Source organism: Sulfurimonas indica (assembly GCF_009192995.1).
In the GTDB taxonomy this organism is placed as follows: domain Bacteria; phylum Campylobacterota; class Campylobacteria; order Campylobacterales; family Sulfurimonadaceae; genus Sulfurimonas; species Sulfurimonas indica.
In genome coordinates this window covers 13,779-29,365 of sequence record NZ_SDID01000001.1, presented here as the reverse complement: position 1 = coordinate 29,365, position 15,587 = coordinate 13,779, and the positions used below count along the sequence as shown (strand labels likewise).

Annotated in this window: 18 protein-coding genes; 8 read left to right on the top strand and 10 right to left on the bottom strand. The window is 36.1% G+C overall.

All coding sequences use genetic code 11. The features are described from left to right. The 5 genes from lptC (at position 1) to mrdA (ending at position 4,274) form a co-directional block, all read left to right on the top strand. The gene (gene lptC / locus ES948_RS00195; RefSeq protein ID WP_152182903.1) at positions 1 to 519 is read left to right on the top strand and encodes an LPS export ABC transporter periplasmic protein LptC; all 519 of its coding nucleotides are present in this window, start codon (positions 1 to 3) and stop codon (positions 517 to 519) included. Continuing rightward, entirely contained in the window at positions 520 to 993 is a 474-nt protein-coding gene (lptA, locus tag ES948_RS00190) for a lipopolysaccharide transport periplasmic protein LptA (protein ID WP_152182902.1), read from the top strand. Next, the gene (yihA, locus tag ES948_RS00185) at positions 994 to 1,620 is read left to right on the top strand and encodes a ribosome biogenesis GTP-binding protein YihA/YsxC (protein WP_152182901.1); all 627 of its coding nucleotides are present in this window, start codon (positions 994 to 996) and stop codon (positions 1,618 to 1,620) included. After that, a complete protein-coding gene (locus ES948_RS00180) occupies positions 1,610 to 2,071 on the top strand; it encodes an N-acetyltransferase (protein WP_152182900.1) in 462 nt (153 codons plus the stop codon). The genes yihA and ES948_RS00180 overlap by 11 nt, the downstream gene beginning before the upstream one ends. 415 nt (positions 2,072 to 2,486) lie before the next feature. Continuing rightward, positions 2,487 to 4,274, top strand: a complete 1,788-nt coding sequence (gene mrdA, locus ES948_RS00170; protein WP_152182898.1) for a penicillin-binding protein 2 — start codon at positions 2,487 to 2,489, stop codon at positions 4,272 to 4,274. 5 nt (positions 4,275 to 4,279) lie between these two features. Here mrdA and ES948_RS00165 read toward each other — a convergent pair whose 3' ends face one another. From ES948_RS00165 to ES948_RS00155, 3 genes are read right to left on the bottom strand one after another with little or no spacing between them, the layout of a single operon-like run. Continuing rightward, the gene (locus tag ES948_RS00165) at positions 4,280 to 5,206 is read right to left on the bottom strand and encodes a calcium/sodium antiporter (RefSeq protein WP_152182897.1); all 927 of its coding nucleotides are present in this window, start codon (positions 5,204 to 5,206) and stop codon (positions 4,280 to 4,282) included. 2 nt (positions 5,207 to 5,208) lie between these two features. Beyond that, positions 5,209 to 5,631: an rRNA maturation RNase YbeY gene (ybeY, locus tag ES948_RS00160; RefSeq protein ID WP_152182896.1), complete on the bottom strand. Its 423-nt coding sequence runs from the start codon at positions 5,629 to 5,631 to the stop codon at positions 5,209 to 5,211. 60 nt (positions 5,632 to 5,691) lie between these two features. Next, positions 5,692 to 5,874: a putative motility protein gene (locus tag ES948_RS00155; protein WP_152182895.1), complete on the bottom strand. Its 183-nt coding sequence runs from the start codon at positions 5,872 to 5,874 to the stop codon at positions 5,692 to 5,694. A 92-nt stretch (positions 5,875 to 5,966) separates the two neighbouring features. Here ES948_RS00155 and queC point away from each other — a divergent pair, with 92 nt between their 5' ends. Together queC and ES948_RS00145 are read left to right on the top strand one after the other, a co-directional pair. Further along, complete coding sequence (gene queC, locus ES948_RS00150) at positions 5,967 to 6,644, top strand: 7-cyano-7-deazaguanine synthase QueC (protein ID WP_152182894.1); 678 nt, start codon at positions 5,967 to 5,969, stop codon at positions 6,642 to 6,644. Beyond that, the gene (locus tag ES948_RS00145; protein WP_246153783.1) at positions 6,631 to 7,296 is read left to right on the top strand and encodes a M48 family metallopeptidase; all 666 of its coding nucleotides are present in this window, start codon (positions 6,631 to 6,633) and stop codon (positions 7,294 to 7,296) included. The genes queC and ES948_RS00145 overlap by 14 nt, the downstream gene beginning before the upstream one ends. Here ES948_RS00145 and ES948_RS00140 read toward each other — a convergent pair. The 4 genes from ES948_RS00140 to metG are packed head-to-tail and all read right to left on the bottom strand — an operon-like array spanning position 7,270 to position 12,656. Continuing rightward, positions 7,270 to 8,511, bottom strand: coding sequence for a putative glycoside hydrolase (locus ES948_RS00140; RefSeq protein ID WP_152182893.1), 1,242 nt, complete (start codon positions 8,509 to 8,511; stop codon positions 7,270 to 7,272). The genes ES948_RS00145 and ES948_RS00140 overlap by 27 nt on opposite strands. A 55-nt stretch (positions 8,512 to 8,566) precedes the next feature. Next, positions 8,567 to 9,697 carry a TRAP transporter substrate-binding protein gene (locus ES948_RS00135; protein WP_152182892.1) on the bottom strand — a complete coding sequence of 377 codons (1,131 nt, stop codon included), beginning with the start codon at positions 9,695 to 9,697 and terminating at the stop codon, positions 8,567 to 8,569. An 11-nt stretch (positions 9,698 to 9,708) separates the two neighbouring features. Continuing rightward, the gene (locus ES948_RS00130) at positions 9,709 to 10,728 is read right to left on the bottom strand and encodes a hypothetical protein (protein WP_152182891.1); all 1,020 of its coding nucleotides are present in this window, start codon (positions 10,726 to 10,728) and stop codon (positions 9,709 to 9,711) included. Then, complete coding sequence (gene metG / locus ES948_RS00125; RefSeq protein WP_152182890.1) at positions 10,725 to 12,656, bottom strand: methionine--tRNA ligase; 1,932 nt, start codon at positions 12,654 to 12,656, stop codon at positions 10,725 to 10,727. The genes ES948_RS00130 and metG overlap by 4 nt, the downstream gene beginning before the upstream one ends. A gap of 142 nt (positions 12,657 to 12,798) precedes the next feature. Here metG and ES948_RS00120 point away from each other — a divergent pair, with 142 nt between their 5' ends. Continuing rightward, entirely contained in the window at positions 12,799 to 14,025 is a 1,227-nt protein-coding gene (locus ES948_RS00120; protein WP_188109402.1) for an APC family permease, read from the top strand. Here the strand turns inward: ES948_RS00120 and ES948_RS00115 are convergent. Genes ES948_RS00115 through mobB form a run of 3 tightly spaced genes read right to left on the bottom strand, consistent with a single transcriptional unit; the run spans position 14,022 to position 15,571 of the window. Beyond that, positions 14,022 to 14,228, bottom strand: coding sequence for a hypothetical protein (locus tag ES948_RS00115; RefSeq protein ID WP_188109401.1), 207 nt, complete (start codon positions 14,226 to 14,228; stop codon positions 14,022 to 14,024). The two genes, ES948_RS00120 and ES948_RS00115, sit on opposite strands and share 4 nt — an antisense overlap. Then, on the bottom strand, positions 14,212 to 15,054 hold the full coding sequence (locus tag ES948_RS00110; protein ID WP_152182888.1) for a class 1 fructose-bisphosphatase: 843 nt from the start codon (positions 15,052 to 15,054) through the stop codon (positions 14,212 to 14,214). Before ES948_RS00110 ends, ES948_RS00115 begins: the two co-directional genes overlap by 17 nt. Positions 15,055 to 15,067: 13 nt before the next feature. Next, positions 15,068 to 15,571, bottom strand: coding sequence for a molybdopterin-guanine dinucleotide biosynthesis protein B (mobB, locus tag ES948_RS00105; protein ID WP_152182887.1), 504 nt, complete (start codon positions 15,569 to 15,571; stop codon positions 15,068 to 15,070). Positions 15,572 to 15,587 lie beyond the last annotated feature (16 nt).

Here is a 15,587-nt window from a genome sequence, read left to right as displayed (position 1 = left end):
ATCAAAATTACGCTTTTTTTTTCACTTGTTTTAGGTGTACTTATCGGTATCTATGTTTTTTTCAAGCCTTTAAATATAAAGCAGCAGGCTTTTGTTGATGTGCCACTGTTTGAGATAAAAGACTTTACAATGTATGAGCTAGACAGAAGCAGTTTACAGACCATTATGCTTGGGAATGAGGCTGTGCGTTACTCTAACAGATATACAATCAAAAATATGGATTATACTGATAATGAAAAAAAGTATATTGCAAATATGAAAGCAGATGATGGTATCTACAAAGATGATCTGGTGACTTTAAGCGGTAATGTTGAGTATATACGGGATGACGGACTGACTTTTAAAACGAAAAAAGCTGTATATAATAAAAAGACTTCCGATGTTACCAGTGATGTAGGTTATGTCGCTTACCTTAACGACAGTATAGTACAGGGTTCTTATATCCGGTATAACAATGAAAAAAACAAGATTTTTTCAAAAAATGTTCGTGCAAAAATTCAATTACAAGAGAGTAAATAGATGAAAAAAACAGCCATATTCCTTTTAATTACAACATTTACAACACTGCTTTTCTCCGAAGAGTTAAAAATAAAGGCAAACTCTTTTACATCTGACCAAAACACTGGGGTTTCTGTCTTTAGTGGTGATGTAAACATTCAAAAGGCAAATGACGAACTCAATGCTTCTAAAGTGACAATTTATGTCAATAAAAAGAAAAAACCTACAAAATTTGTAGCAGTAGGGGATGTCTCTTTTAGTATTACGACAAAAGATGGGGCAAAATATAGTGGAGTTGCCGGTAAAGTCATCTATTTTCCAAATAAAAAAGAGTATTATTTTTATGAAAATGTTCATTTAAAACAGCTTAATGATAAAAAAGAGATCTTAGGAGATGAAGTGGTCTTAAAGACGACAGATGGAAAAGCATATGCAAAAGGCTTTAAAAAAGAGCCTGTTATTATGATATTTAATATTGATGAGGAAAAGAAGTAGATGATTGACATAGTCGATGCAAAATTCATTACGTCAGCACCAAACTATAAAGCGGCTCCTGAGTCTGATGAACACAACGAAGTTGTTTTTATGGCACGCTCAAATGTTGGCAAAAGCTCACTTCTAAATGCTTTGACAGATCACAAAGGACTGGCAAAAGTCTCTTCAACACCGGGAAAGACAAAGCTGATTAACTATTTTGATGTGACATTCATGGATAGAGACACATCCCAAAAACTGATGGCAAAATTTGTCGATCTGCCAGGTTTTGGATATGCAAAAGTATCAAAAGCACAAAAGCATGACTGGGAGAAAAATCTTACAGATTATATAGCAAACAGAGAACAGATCAAGATTTTTATTCATCTTATCGATTGTCGTCATCCTCATTTGGAGATTGACACGCAAGTAAGTGAGTTTTTATTTACACATGCAAGAGAGGATCAATACATCATCCAAATCTTTACAAAGATTGATAAGCTCAACCAGAAAGAACAAAATGCTCTAAGACGAGAGTTTCCCAATGCATTGATGGTTTCAAGTGCTAAAAAACGGGGAACAAAGAAAATCATTAAAGAGATTTACGATATTTTAAAAGAGAGTGAAGAAGAAGTAGATGCAGATTGAATTTGTAAAAGCAAAGCTTTCAGATATTCCTAAAATGCAAGAGCTGGTCCGTCCTGAAGTGGAGAGTGGAATCATTTTAGACAGAAGTGATGATGAGATAGCAACAAATATACGCTCTTATACGCTGGCTTTTTTAGATGGAGAACTCGTTGGTTTCACTGCTTTACATATTCACACATTCTCTCTTGCCGAAATTCGCTCTTTGATTGTAAAGGACGGCTTTCGAGGTAGAAAGATAGGAGAAAAACTCATAAACAAAGTTCTCGATGAAGCAAAATCTCTTGGAGTGCAAAGAGTTCTGAGTTTAACTTACAAACAGTCTTTTTTCGAAAGGCTTGGTTTTGTAGAAATTCCAAAAGAGTCCCTCCCTGAGCATAAAATCTGGGCTGATTGTATCAAATGTAAACACTTTCCAATATGCAACGAAGTATCTCTGATCAAAAACCTATAGTACCGTTCTTATACATTGTACTCTATGTTCTCTATAGCTCACTGGCGAGTATATATCCTTTTTTGCCACCTTTGCTTTCTGTACTTTTTGTTCTTTTCTCACGTGCACTTAAGAGAGAAGATACACTGGCACTCTTTTTAATTGCATTTTGTCTCGTGATCTTTGAAGCAAATTATGGTTACCTTCTTTTTAGTTCACTTATATACTTTTATATTCAATATAAATTTATCATGCCAAAAATTATTCAAAACTTTTCGTGTAACTCCTGTATCAAGATTTCCTATGTGCTCTTTACCTATATGGGATATTTTGCATTTCTTACATTTGTCTCAAATATCTTTCTGCTAGAGGCACCTGAGATAAATTACTATATAGTATACTATATAGTAATTGAATTTTTAATAGTGAGTCTTTTATGAAAGTTAAATTTATTATTTTACTCTTTGCATCTGTTTGGCTTGCTTTAATTGTGCGTGTTTTTTTTCTGGCAGTGGAGTCAAACATCTACTACTCAAAACTCTCCATTAAAAATACAATCAAGCATGAAAAGATTGCTCCTGTGCGTGGTGAGATTGTTGATGTGAAAAACAGACCTATTGCCATCAACAAACTTGGATTTAAAATCCAACTTGCCCCACATTTGCTTACGAAAAAACATAAAAATGAATTTGAAGAAGAGGTGGCACTTCTTACAAAGCTTTTGCCGTCACTTGATAGAAAAAAGATCGTAAAAAACTATAGAAAAAAAGACTCTTTTTATAATCACAACTTTATCGATGTTGTACAGTTTATTCCTTACGAAGAGATGATGCCGATATATTCGATCCTCAATCTGCGTGAGAACATGAAGATAGTACCAGCGCCAAAACGTTACTACCCTTATAAAAATATCGCAGCGCATATGATAGGCTATGTAGCGCGTGCAAACAAAAAAGATATCGATAAAAATCCGGTACTTGAACTCATTGGTTATACGGGAAAAACAGGTATTGAAAATTACTATAATAACTACCTTCAAGGAATTCCCGGAGAACGCGAGATAAAAGTAAATGCCAATAATCAAGAGATAGAAGAGCTTTACTATAAAAGTCCACAGGAAGATACAAAACTGACACTTAATATGGATATAGAGCTGCAAAAATATATATCTGCACTCTTTTTGGGTAAAGTAGGTGCTTTTGTTGTTATGAAAACAGATGGTTCTATATTGGCTGCGGGCAGTTTTCCAAATTATGATTTAAATATCTTTGTTTCAGGGATGAGCTACAAAATGTACAACAAACTTGCTTCAAGTCTGGATCATCCTTTTACAAATAAACTCACACACGGGCTATATCCTCCCGGTTCATCGATTAAACCACTGCTTGGACTGCTTTATATTACGACGAAGTTGAGTGATAAATGGAGTGTTGATTGTCGCTCTAACTTACGAATTGCAAACAGGACATTCCGTTGTTGGAAAGAGAGAGGTCATCACCATACGGACATTGTAAAAGCCATCCGTGAGAGTTGCGATGATTATTTTTATAAAGGAAGTCTTATTCTGGGTAATCAGATGATGAGTGAGGGACTCAAACGGTATGGTTTTGGTAAAAAAACCGGTATAGATATGCCAAATGAGTTTATCGGAGTCGTTCCTTCTCGTCTTTGGAAGCTGAGAAAATACAATCGTTCCTGGAATATCGGAGAGACTGCAAATATGTCAATCGGACAGGGGGACTTTCTTGTCACACCGTTACAAATTGCAAGAGAGACCGCATTGATTGCCACAGGGAAGCTCATTACACCACACTTTGCAAAATATATAGGTGATGAGCCATATAAGATAGAGTATAAAGACATTTTAACTCCTTTGGAAAAAAGAAAACTTCCAGTCATCCGAAAGGCTATGATTCAGGTTTGTAATTCACCACATGGTACAGCGACGCAGTATCTACACTCTAAAGTACGAATTGCAGGAAAAACGGGTACAGCACAGGTAATTGGGATCAAGCAGGATATTGAAAAAAGAAGACTAGAGCATGAACTCTCTTACTATAACCGTTCTCACGCATGGTTTACAAGCTATGGACCTACTAGGAAACCTCAGTATATAGTAACGGTTATGATAGAACATGGTGGGCATGGTGGGCATGCTGCAGGATCTATTGTCTCTGATATATATAACAAGCTCTTAGAGCTTGGATATATTAAGAAAAGGTAGCGTTGTTAAACTGAGTGGGCGATAAAAAGTACCAAAATAGTCAATAAAAAGATACCGCCAGCTTTATTATAGATTTTATTTGCCAAGATAAAGAGCAGGGTGATAGAAGCTGATGCCATAATCAAAATATCATAACTCGCAGCACTTAAATCGATAGTCAATGGATTTATCAATGATGCACCACCAAGGACCATGGAAAAGTTTGCAACGTTTGAACCGATGATATTTCCAATGCTCATCTCTGAATTTCCTTTTTTGACAGCTACAAGTGATACAATGAGTTCAGGAAGTGATGTTCCAAGTGAGATCAAAAACAGACCGATAATCCATTCGCTCACATCAAGTGAACGTGCTATGTTTGTTCCGCTCTCCACGACAAAATTCGCTCCACCTATTGTGAAAATGAAACCAACAAGTAAAAGAAGGATACTTTTTGGCCAGTTGAACTTCTCTTTTGTCAGATCTTCATCTATTTCACTTTCAAGTTCCTCTTTGGAGCTTGAAAAAAGGAAGAAAAGATAGGAGGCCATCATCAGTAGAAATAAAATACCATCAAGTCTGCCTATTTCTCCATCTTGTATCATAATATAGAAAATCACAACAGGTACAATAACCCAGGTACTATCTTTTGAAAAGAGATCTCTATCAGGATTCATAGACTTTGCAATCATAAAAACAACACCCAAAACAAGTGTAATGTTAAATACAACGCTACCGACAACATTGGCAATTGCCATATCGCTTTTTCCGTGATAAGAAGCGACCATAGAGGCTGCCATTTCTGGTAAACTGGTACCAAAGGCTATGAGTGTCGCACCAATAACGAAGTGTGAAATATCAAAGTGCAGAGCAATTCTTTCACTCTCTTTAATGATGAAATCAGCCCCATAAATAAGAGCTGCCATAGATATTAAAAAAACTACATAATCCATCTTTATCCTTCTGTTCTGACAATGAGACTTTGAGGAAGTGAAAAAGCTTTGATGATCTCTTCTTCTTTTTGGCGCATTTCACCATTATCACACTCATGATCGTATCCTAAAATATGCAAAAGCCCATGAATAAAGAGTAGGGTAAACTCATCATCTTCATGGTGTTGAAACTCTTTGGCTTTTTCTTGAACAAAATCATAAGAGATGACAATACTACCAAGTGGAGCCATCTGCATAGCAGCATCATAAGGAAAACTGAGTACATCTGTTGGCTTGTCAATATCTCTGTACTCAGCGTTCATAACTTGTATGGATGCATTATCTGTTATGATAAGTTCAATATCTTTTTCTGTAAGACTTTTTGCAATTTTTTGCAACAATGTCTCTTTTACTTCATAAGAAGTTTGGTTATCTATATCTATCATGGGTGAAATTATAGCAAAGAGAACTTATAAAAGATTTTTTAAAAGAGAGGAAAACGGCACTTAAGCTAGTATATTGATATTTTGTCCAATTCCTGTTTTTTGTGCAGTAACCTGTTGTGATTGCTGATTTGCATTTTCTAAGACTTTGAGTACTTGCTGTGCTTGCACATCCTGTGCTTTTTTCATTACATCAATTTGAATGGTTTGTGCTGTGGATGCATTTGAAGTTGAAGATACTGCCATTACGAACTCCTTTATCTCTACTTCTATCATTGTAGAATGATTTTTATTTGAAAAAGATTAAAAAAAAGAGTTAGATATGCTAAAATCACACTATGAAAGAGAATAGAAGTAAAAAAGCAGTCTGCATTATGAGTGGTGGTATGGATTCTACACTTGCTGCATATATGATGCATGTTCAAGGTTATGAGATAATCGCCGTACATTTTAACTATGACCAAAGAACGCAAAATAAAGAGTTGGCGTGTTTTAACGCAATCAGTAAAAAACTTGATGTAAAAGAGCAGTATATTTTAGATTTGGATTTTTTTAAACAGCTCGGAGCTTCGGCATTGACAGATAAGAGCATTGATGTTCCAACAGGTGGCATAGAAGAGGGGGTACCTGTTACCTATGTGCCTTTTAGAAATGGTATTTTTCTCTCGATGGCTGCAGCTATTGCTGAAAAAGAGAGTGCAGAGGTGATTGCTATCGGTGTTGTTGAAGAAGACAGTAGCGGATATCCTGATTGTAGAGAAGATTATATTACTGCAATGCAAAAGGCAATTAACCTGGGAACCAAGGATGAAACGAATATCGAGATTAGAATGCCTTTGGTACATCTGAAAAAATCACAAATTGTAGCTGAGGCACTCAAGTTGCATGTTCCACTAGAACTTACATGGAGCTGTTATAAAAATGAAGATAAGGCATGTGGTGTCTGCGACAGTTGTAGACTGAGACTCAATGGATTTAAGAAAGCCGGAGTAAAAGATCCAATTGCATACGTCTAAAATCAATTTTAAACAGTATGAGGTAGAGATTATCCATAATCCACGCCTCAAAAACAGTTATATCCGCATCAATCAAGATAATATCATTACGGTAAAAACTCCTTACAAATCACCAAGTTTTACTCTGGCATTGCTTGAAGACAAGAGTAACTGGATAAACAAGCAGATAGCAAAAAACAGATCAAGAGAAAAAATTTCTGTAAACTTAGAAGATGAAGTGCTTCTTTTTGGTGAAGTTTACAGCATAGACAGTGAAGAAGCAGCACAACTAAGGAGAAAACTCCATCGTCTCAAATCACCCACTCAAGAAAAAGTTCTTAAAGTTTACGATACTTTTTATAAAGAGATTGCGCGAGAATACCTCACGCAGAAGCTGCAAAAATATGCACAAATTATGAATCTCTCTTTTGAAGAGCTTAAAATTCGAAAAATGAGAAGACGATGGGGAAGTTGTAGCTCATGCAGAGTTATTACACTCAACAGTGAACTGATGAAGCTTGATAAAGAGCTTATAACCTATGTTGTCATTCATGAACTTGCTCATCTCGTGCATATGAATCACTCAAAAGACTTTCATACTTTCGTTGATACATACCTAACAAACTCCAAAGCAATAAGAAAGCGGCTAAAAGAGAGCAGGGTCCTTGATTAGATAGTCGATATTATATTTGCTGGATGGTGACCACATCATCCATCCATTTGTTCCTACATCTTCCGTAGCTTTAATTTGAGCCTGGATCTCATCTCTTGCATACTCTTTTTTTCTTCTTGTATAATCTTTAAAGTGTTGTAACCAAGGTCTTACACGAGCACTTTTAACTCTGTCTTGAATCGTTTTTACACTGCGAAAAACCACTTCATAAGGATACTCGGAAGGGTACTCAAAATAAAAAGAGCCTTTCGAAAAACCTGAAGGGTAGAGCATAGGCGCAAGATAGTCTGCGCGAGAAGCAAGTGAGCTGACCGTCTGACCTATGCCATTGTCATCTTTTGCCCAGCAGATATTACCGTATGTATCAACAGAGATGAAAACACCATATTTTCGCAGTCTTGATTTTGCTTCATCTAAAAAGCTCTCTATTGCTTTGATACGATTCTTTTGTGTGTTTTTTTGAGAGTAGATAAGTCCTTTTTTGGCAGGAAAACGAATATAATCAAAGTTGATCTCATCATAGCCAACTTTTGCAGCCTCTTCTGCGATAGAGATAGCATAATCATGTGAGCGCTTATCAAAAGGATCTACCCATGCCATATTGTCATGATTACGCCAAATAGTTTGATTTGTATCATTCTTTTTTATAGCATAGTCAGGATTGTTTGAAGCTTGAAGTTCATCTTTAAATGTTACGATACGAGCAATTGTATAGATGTTTCTCTCTTTGAGCATCTTCATAAACTTTTTAATATCTCTGTTTGTTCTGTTTTTATATGCACCATACTCATTTGCCTGTTTGAAACCTGTCCAAAACTGTGTAGAACCATATTCATTCTTAACATCTACAACGATGGCATTCGCTTCTGTCTCTTCAATGAGTTTGAGTATGTTTTTAAGAGTTTTTGAGTTGTTGCTCGCACCCCAGAATGTGAGGTAGAGCGCTTTTACTTTGACAGGTTCAAGTTTTATAATTGTGTTGTTTCTCTCACTTGTAAACGTGTAAGGTCTGTAACCAATGGCTTTGATGTGATAGGTTTTTTCATTTGACTCAATTGTAAAACTGCCATTGATATCACTCTTTACATCATGTTTTGAGTCACTAATAAGGGCACCTGCTACAGGAGAGGAGCTGTTTGCATCAAGCAGTATTCCGCTAAATGATGCAAAAAGTGATACTTGTAAAGACAAAAGAAGAAGTAAAACTGTTTTCATAAAATATACCATAAGAAATTTTAAGCGAATAATACTCTCTTTTAACTAATGGTTGTTATCTGATATTTAAAAAATATCCTAAACTTGCATCACTCCACTCTTTTGAGAGTTGAAGATGTTTATTTATTGAGTCATATACCTTTGCAAAGTCACTGTTTTGACTACTGAGCTCAGTAATGACCTCTTTGAGTGCTTTTTTACCTGCCTCTGTAACATCATCAGGAAATCTGGAGAGTTTTACATCAAGAGATTTGAGTTTTTGCAGTGCCTGAATGTTTTGTGCATGAAATTCATAGGTCATATTGGAGTTCATCTCGCTTGCGCACACTTCAATCATTGCTTTATGTTCATCTGAGAGTTTTTTCCACGAGTGTTTGTTAAACGTGAGCTCTAACACCGAACCTGGTTCGTGCCAGCCTGAATAGTAATAAGGGGCTACTTTATAAAATCCCATTTTAATATCAAGTGCCGGACCAACCCACTCAGTTGCATCGATAACCCCGCGCTCTAATGAAGTATAGATCTCTCCTGCAGGCAATAAAATAGGATTCACTCCCATCTTAGCAAAGACTTCACCACCAAGACCGGGAATACGCATTTTCAGTCCTTGCATATCTGCCAAAGAGTTGATAGGTTTGCGAAACCATCCACCCATTTGAATGTTTGTATTACCCCCAAGAAAAGGGTAGAGGTTGTACTTTGCATACTGCTCACGCCATAGTTCAAGTCCACCACCATAAAGCATCCATGAGTTGACCTCTTCAGCAGTAAAGCCAAAAGGAATGCCGCTATAAAGTGAGAAGGCAGAGTTTTTCCCTTTCCAGTAATATGGACCTGAGTGAAAAGCATCGATTTGTCCGGAACTTGCCGCATCAAAAACAGCAAGAGCAGGGACAAGAACATTTTTAGGATAGAGTTTTATTTCAAGTAGGCCACCACTTATATCTTTCACGCGTTTTACAAACTTTTCAACACCGCTGCCCATTATCGGAAAGTGAGCAGGCCAGCTTGTAGCGAGTTTTATAACGGTTTTTGTATTTCTGTTTACATTGACACGTTTTGTTTCTGCTGTGTGCTTTGGATGCTTTGAATAATCAATCGCCTGACGATTATTTTCATTACACCCGCCAAGAGCGAGTGCTGCTGAGGCTGTTGTTGCCGTTGTTAGAAAATCTCTACGATTCATATGATGCCTTTTTAATAAAAATCAAACAAAGATACCTCTGTCTGTTTTATAAGTGGTTTTGTAAGTATAGATTTATTCGCACCTACAATAAGTGCAAAATGGAAACTATGTTCTCTAAGAAGGTTCTTAATCTCATTTTCACTTTTATATATGACAATATGTGGATTTTCTCGTAACTTTTGGCTGAGTGATTCTACTGCAGTAAAAGGGATGAGATAGAGAATATTTGCCCAAGTAGCCTGTTTTTGTAAGAATTCTATCTCTTGTTCGATTAAAGTAGTACTTTTTTCAAATATAAGTACCTTGTCACTTGTTCCAAACTCTTTAATCTCAAAGTTTTTATTTGTAAAGACTGCTTCAAAATGGTCAATTGGAGTAAATTTTCTCAGTCTAAAGTTTATCTTGAGCACTTTAAAAAGATGAAGAAGCTGTTCTAGATAGGGCATAAAAAAAGGAGAGATAAGCTGTCTTTCATAAAATATATTATCATAGATAAAAGAGGTCTCAAAAAGAGTTTGTTCAATGATATTGATAGATTCATTTGGGTTTAGGGGTAGTTTTTTTACATTGGTAAAGAGCTCTTTTGACGTAAGAGCAGGGCTAAAGAGAATGCTTGCCCCATTTTCAAGAGAGCTAAGCATCTTGTAAAGTGTTTGAATGTCACCATGAAGAGCGATGAAGTTTGGTTCAGTGACAACCTGCAAGGCCAGTTTTAAAATAATCTCATTGCACTCATAAACCTCTATCTCTTTATCTATCAGGATAAATCGCAAAATTCTCTCCAGTGCCTCTTGAAGATCTTTTACTTTTATCCAGGCAATTTCACTGTCACTTATCTGTGTCGGTTTGTCAAAAACAACACCATAGGCACCATTTAGCACAGCATCTTCTATCATTGTTTCATCAAAAGCTACAAAAAGATCGCCTCTTTTTACAGATCTTGCATCAAAAACAATATTTTCAAAACTGTTTACAAAAGGGGAGTTTACAAGTTCCCCATGTGTAAGTGCTAAAATATTTTCAAGTCTCATCCAATAGGTGTGCCTGCTTTTTTAGGTTTTTCTGGTCTAATTAAACATAAACCATCTTCATCCTTAGCAGCAAGAAGCATTCCTTCGCTCATCATCCCCATCAATTTTGCAGGTTTGAGGTTTGCTACAACACAAACCTGAGTATTTACAAGGTCTCCAGCAGAGTAAAACTCTTTAATGCCTGCAACTACTTGACGAGGCTTCTCTTCACCTAAATCAACTTGCAGTTTGAGAAGTTTTTTACTTTTTGGCACCTCTTCGGCTTCAACAACTGTTCCCACTTTCAAAGAAGTTTCAAAAAACTGACCGATTTCAATCAGGTTGTCTTCATTTTTTGAACTTTTCTCTTCTTTTTTCTCCTCTTTTGGAGGGTTTGGTTCTGCCTTTGGAGCTTCTGCCATCAAAGGTTCTTCAATACGTGGAAAGAGCGGCGGAACTTTTTTAATATTAAATAATTTGAGAAGTTTTTTATCAATAACAAGCTCTTGATAACTCTCTTTACTTATCTCAAAAGAGAGAGCATCAGCAATAATTTTAGTAGTTTCTGGCATAACAGGATGCAGCATCACAGCAGCGCGTGCTAAAATATTTGCAACAAGCGCAACAGTTGCAAGTGCTTCATCTTCTTGGTTGTTTTTCATTTTTACCCATGGCTCGTATTCTTGAATAACACCATTACCAATTGCAAAAAGTCTCCAGAGCTCTTCTAGATATCTATGTGTTTGCAGATTTTCCATAAAGACATCAAGAGAATCAAGCACTTCATTCATCTTTGCAAGCTCTTTTGCATGATACTTCTCTACATCTTTAGAATCAATCACAAAGTCACTGTATTTTCCACTCATACCGATGATACGATTGAGTAGATTACCAAGGTCATTAGAGAGTTCAGAGTTTATTCTATCTATGAATGCACGCTGAGAGAAATCACCATCCTGTCCAAAAGGAACCTCACGCAGCATAAAATAGCGTAGATTTTCAACACCGTAAGCATCTGCAACTTCTTTAGGTGAAACAACATTTCCTTTTGATTTTGACATCTTTTCACCATCACGTGTCCACCAGCCGTGTGCACCAATGTGCTTTGGAAGTGGCAGATCAAGACTCATCAAAAATGCAGGCCAGTAAATCGCATGAAAACGTAAAATATCTTTTCCTACAAAATGTACATCTGCAGGCCAGTAGTCCATTTGTGCTTCATCTGTACCATATCCAAGTGCTGTAACATAGTTTAGAAGGGCATCAAGCCAAACATACATAACATGCTTGTCATCGCCAATACTTTTTGGCATTTTTACACCCCAGCTAAAAGATGTACGAGTAACAGAAAGGTCTCTCAAACCGCCTTTTACAAAGTTTACTACTTCACTAGCACGTGATTTTGGCATGATAAACTCTGGATTGGCCTCATAATGTTCTAGGAGTCTGTCTTCATATTTTGAAAGTTTAAAAAAGTAACTCTCCTCTTTTACAACACTTGTCGTACGACCACAGTCAGGACAGAACTCTCCATCTACCAGTTGTGTTTCAGGAAAGAAAGTCTCACAGCTCACGCAGTAGTGACCTTCATAAAAATCTTTATAGATGTCACCTTTTGCAACCATTACTTCAAAAGCTTTTTGCACGCCTTTCATATGTGCTTCATCCGTTGTACGGATAAATTTGTCATAGCTGATTCCAAATTCATCCCAAAGATTTTTAAATTTTGCGCTTATCTCATCTGCAAACTCTTGCGTTTGTTTACCTGCTTTTACAGCTGACTCTTCAATCTTTTGACCATGTTCGTCAGTCCCTGTTAAAAAGAAAGTATCTTCGCCTTTTAATCTCTCATATCGTGCCATCGTATCTGCAATGAAAGTAGTGTAAGCATGACCGATGTGAGCCTCGCCATTTACATAATAGATAGGTGTAGTAATATATTTACTCAATTTTATTGTCCTGTAAAGTATTTATAGTTGCTATTTTATCCAAATAGACTTAGATTTTTCAATTAATATCAAAAAAATATGCATAGCTTCTCTTAATATAAATAATGTTATAAGTTATATTATAAGAAAAATGGAGTTCAGCATGTTAAGCGAAGAAAAAAATAATACTTCTTTAAAAAGAGTTATATCTCTTCCTTTGCTTATTTTTTATGGACTTGGGAATATCCTCGGAGCTGGTATTTATGTTGTAATAGGCAAGATAGCCGGAATAAGCGGAATATATATGCCTCTATCTTTTTTAATTGCATGTGTTATTGTACTTTTTACAGCATTTTCTTATGCAGAATTGTCCGCAAGATACCCTGTCAGTGCTGGTGAAGCAGTATATGTGTATGAGGGGTTTGGGATCAAAGAGCTCTCTATTGCAATAGGAATTATAATTGCATTGAGTGGAGTGCTATCATCTGCAACAATCATACATGGTTTTTACGGTTATTTAAGTACCTTTGTAGATATTCCTGAGTTTTTGGTCTCTATCTCTTTAATTTTTCTGTTAACTCTTATCGCTGCTTGGGGAATAAGCAAGTCCGTAAAAGTTACTGTACTTTTTACATTTTTAGAGATTTTTGGACTCTTTCTTGTTATATATGTTGCTCTTCCTTATCTCTCTTTTGATTTGGAGAACTTTGCAAAGATGATACCTTCTGCAGATTTTATTATTTTAAATAACATTATTTTAGGTGCGTTTTTAGCTTTTTATGCTTTTATCGGATTTGAAGATATGGTTAATATTGCTCAGGAAGTTAAAGATCCGACTTCTACAATGCCTAAGGCCATTATTATTACACTTTTTATTGCTACTATACTTTATTTTGCGATTGCTTTTGTTTCTATATCACTCTTATCACCGGATATACTCTCGTCAACTTCTGCACCATTAGCAGCAGTATATGAAAAAGCCACTTCACAAAAGGCTGTAGTACTTAGCTTTATTGGTATGTTTGCTGTAATTAATGGCGTTTTAGTTCAGATTATAATGGTTTCTCGTATTTTTTACGGTATGAGTGCCAAAGGGTGGATGCCTAAGTTTTTAGGCATTGTGAATCCTAAAACTTTTACTCCGGTTTATGCAACGATTATAACATCGTTGATTATACTTGTTTTGTCACTTTTATTACCACTTATAACATTGGCTCAGTCAACAAGTTTTGTAATTTTTATTGTATTTACTCTCATTAATATGGCATTGATAAAGATAAAGTTGAAAGCACCACATCCAAAAGGAATTACAATTTTTCCTATCTGGATACCCATAATAGCTATAATTCTCAATTTATTTATGCTTGGAGTTCAAATACTTTCATTTTAAAACTCAAAGCCGCCTGTATCGCCTTTTGACATACTGTTGTAAACGGCTTTGACATATTCGTCTCGAAGCTCGCAACCTATGTAGAGTTCACAGGCAGAACAGCTTTTGTGTCCTCTGTTGTGTTGACACTCTTGAACTTTTTTTATCATCTCATCGAGATGCAGTTCAAATCTGTCCTTTGGTTCATTATGCATTTTTTGCATAAACCTCTTTGACACGTGCTACTTCACTTTTTGAACCAAAAAAGCATGGAGAAGTATCATGAATATGTGCACAGCATAAGTCTAATACTCTCTCTTTACCATCTATTGCTTCACCACCGGCTTTCTCATAAACAAAAGCAAAAGGAAATACTTCAAAAAGACGACGCAGTTTGCCTTCAGGCTTGTCGCTTGTAGCAGGATAAGAAAAAAGACCGCCACCTTTAAGAAGAATCTGATGCAAATCAGGTACCATACCACCAGAATAGCGTAGTCTGTAGCCTTCCGCAAAAAAACCATCTATCATAGCTTTATGATATTTTGGCCAGTTTTGCTGTGTTCCGCCCGGAGCCATAAGTTTACCTTTTTCATTTAAACGAATCTCTTTAACAAATTCAAACTCTCCAGCTTGAAGCAGGTAAAGTTTTACTTTATTTTCTGCAAAAACCATCTCAACACGCGGACCATAAACAACATAACATGCTGCAACCATTTTATCGGATGAGAATCCGCCTTCATAAATTCCAAAGATAGAACCGACACTAAGATTTACATCTACTAAAGAGGAACCGTCAAGTGGATCATAAGCAATAAAGTATTTTCCATCACTGTGCAGTAGTTCTTCATGCTCTTTTTCTTCACTTGCTACTGTATGGACAGATGCAATACGTGAGAACTCCTCTTCAATAATCATATCACATTGAATATCAAGCTCAAGTTGTGTCTCTCCTGAAGAGTTTTCTTGCTGTGAATAGCCTATGTCTTTTGTATCGATGGCAATTTTAATTCTTTTTGCACTTTTTTGTATTGCGTCAAATATATCTCTCAAATTTTATCCTTTTTTATACTTCTTTAGCATTGTTTTGAATCCATGTAATAACTTCATTGGCATCATTTAGATCTAAAATATCAACATCTGTTGGTAAATTATATTTTGAAACGTCGATACTGTCATCTATTGCCAAAGCATTCATGTATGGAAAATAATCTTTATCTATGGAGTCTCTAAAAACACTGATACGTGGAAGAGGGAGGTTTTTTAGTCCCTCAACAAGTAAAATATCAAACTTATCGAAGAGCCTTATCATATCTTCAAGTTCAGAATGTCGGTTAGAAAAGTATGTCGTACGGTTTGGAGAAGTAACGATTACCTCTGCACCAGTATCACTGAATTTATAACTGTCTTTTCCCTCGACATCAAAACGGGCTTTATCTTTTGGGTCGTGTTTTATAATCGCAACTTCCAACTTATGCTCATGAATGAGTTTACGTGCTACTTTTAATATCAAAGTAGTTTTACCACTGTTGGATGGCCCTGTAAATGCAACTGCTAATCTTTTACTCAATGTTCAACTTTGCTTT

Excerpts from the sequence above, each read along its gene's own strand:
- ES948_RS00140 (WP_152182893.1), bottom strand. The coding sequence starts at position 8,511 with ATGAAAACAGTTTTACTTCTTCTTTTGTCTTTACAAGTATCACTTTTT.
- queC (WP_152182894.1), top strand. The coding sequence starts at position 5,967 with ATGAAAGAGAATAGAAGTAAAAAAGCAGTCTGCATTATGAGTGGTGGT.
- ES948_RS00180 (WP_152182900.1), top strand. The coding sequence starts at position 1,610 with ATGCAGATTGAATTTGTAAAAGCAAAGCTTTCAGATATTCCTAAAATG.
- mrdA (WP_152182898.1), top strand. The coding sequence starts at position 2,487 with ATGAAAGTTAAATTTATTATTTTACTCTTTGCATCTGTTTGGCTTGCT.
- ybeY (WP_152182896.1), bottom strand. The coding sequence starts at position 5,631 with ATGATAGATATAGATAACCAAACTTCTTATGAAGTAAAAGAGACATTG.
- ES948_RS00135 (WP_152182892.1), bottom strand. The coding sequence starts at position 9,697 with ATGAATCGTAGAGATTTTCTAACAACGGCAACAACAGCCTCAGCAGCA.
- ES948_RS00155 (WP_152182895.1), bottom strand. The coding sequence starts at position 5,874 with ATGGCAGTATCTTCAACTTCAAATGCATCCACAGCACAAACCATTCAA.
- ES948_RS00120 (WP_188109402.1), top strand. The coding sequence starts at position 12,799 with ATGTTAAGCGAAGAAAAAAATAATACTTCTTTAAAAAGAGTTATATCT.
- yihA (WP_152182901.1), top strand. The coding sequence starts at position 994 with ATGATTGACATAGTCGATGCAAAATTCATTACGTCAGCACCAAACTAT.
- ES948_RS00165 (WP_152182897.1), bottom strand. The coding sequence starts at position 5,206 with ATGGATTATGTAGTTTTTTTAATATCTATGGCAGCTCTTATTTATGGG.
- ES948_RS00130 (WP_152182891.1), bottom strand. The coding sequence starts at position 10,728 with ATGAGACTTGAAAATATTTTAGCACTTACACATGGGGAACTTGTAAAC.
- ES948_RS00115 (WP_188109401.1), bottom strand. The coding sequence starts at position 14,228 with ATGCAAAAAATGCATAATGAACCAAAGGACAGATTTGAACTGCATCTC.
- lptA (WP_152182902.1), top strand. The coding sequence starts at position 520 with ATGAAAAAAACAGCCATATTCCTTTTAATTACAACATTTACAACACTG.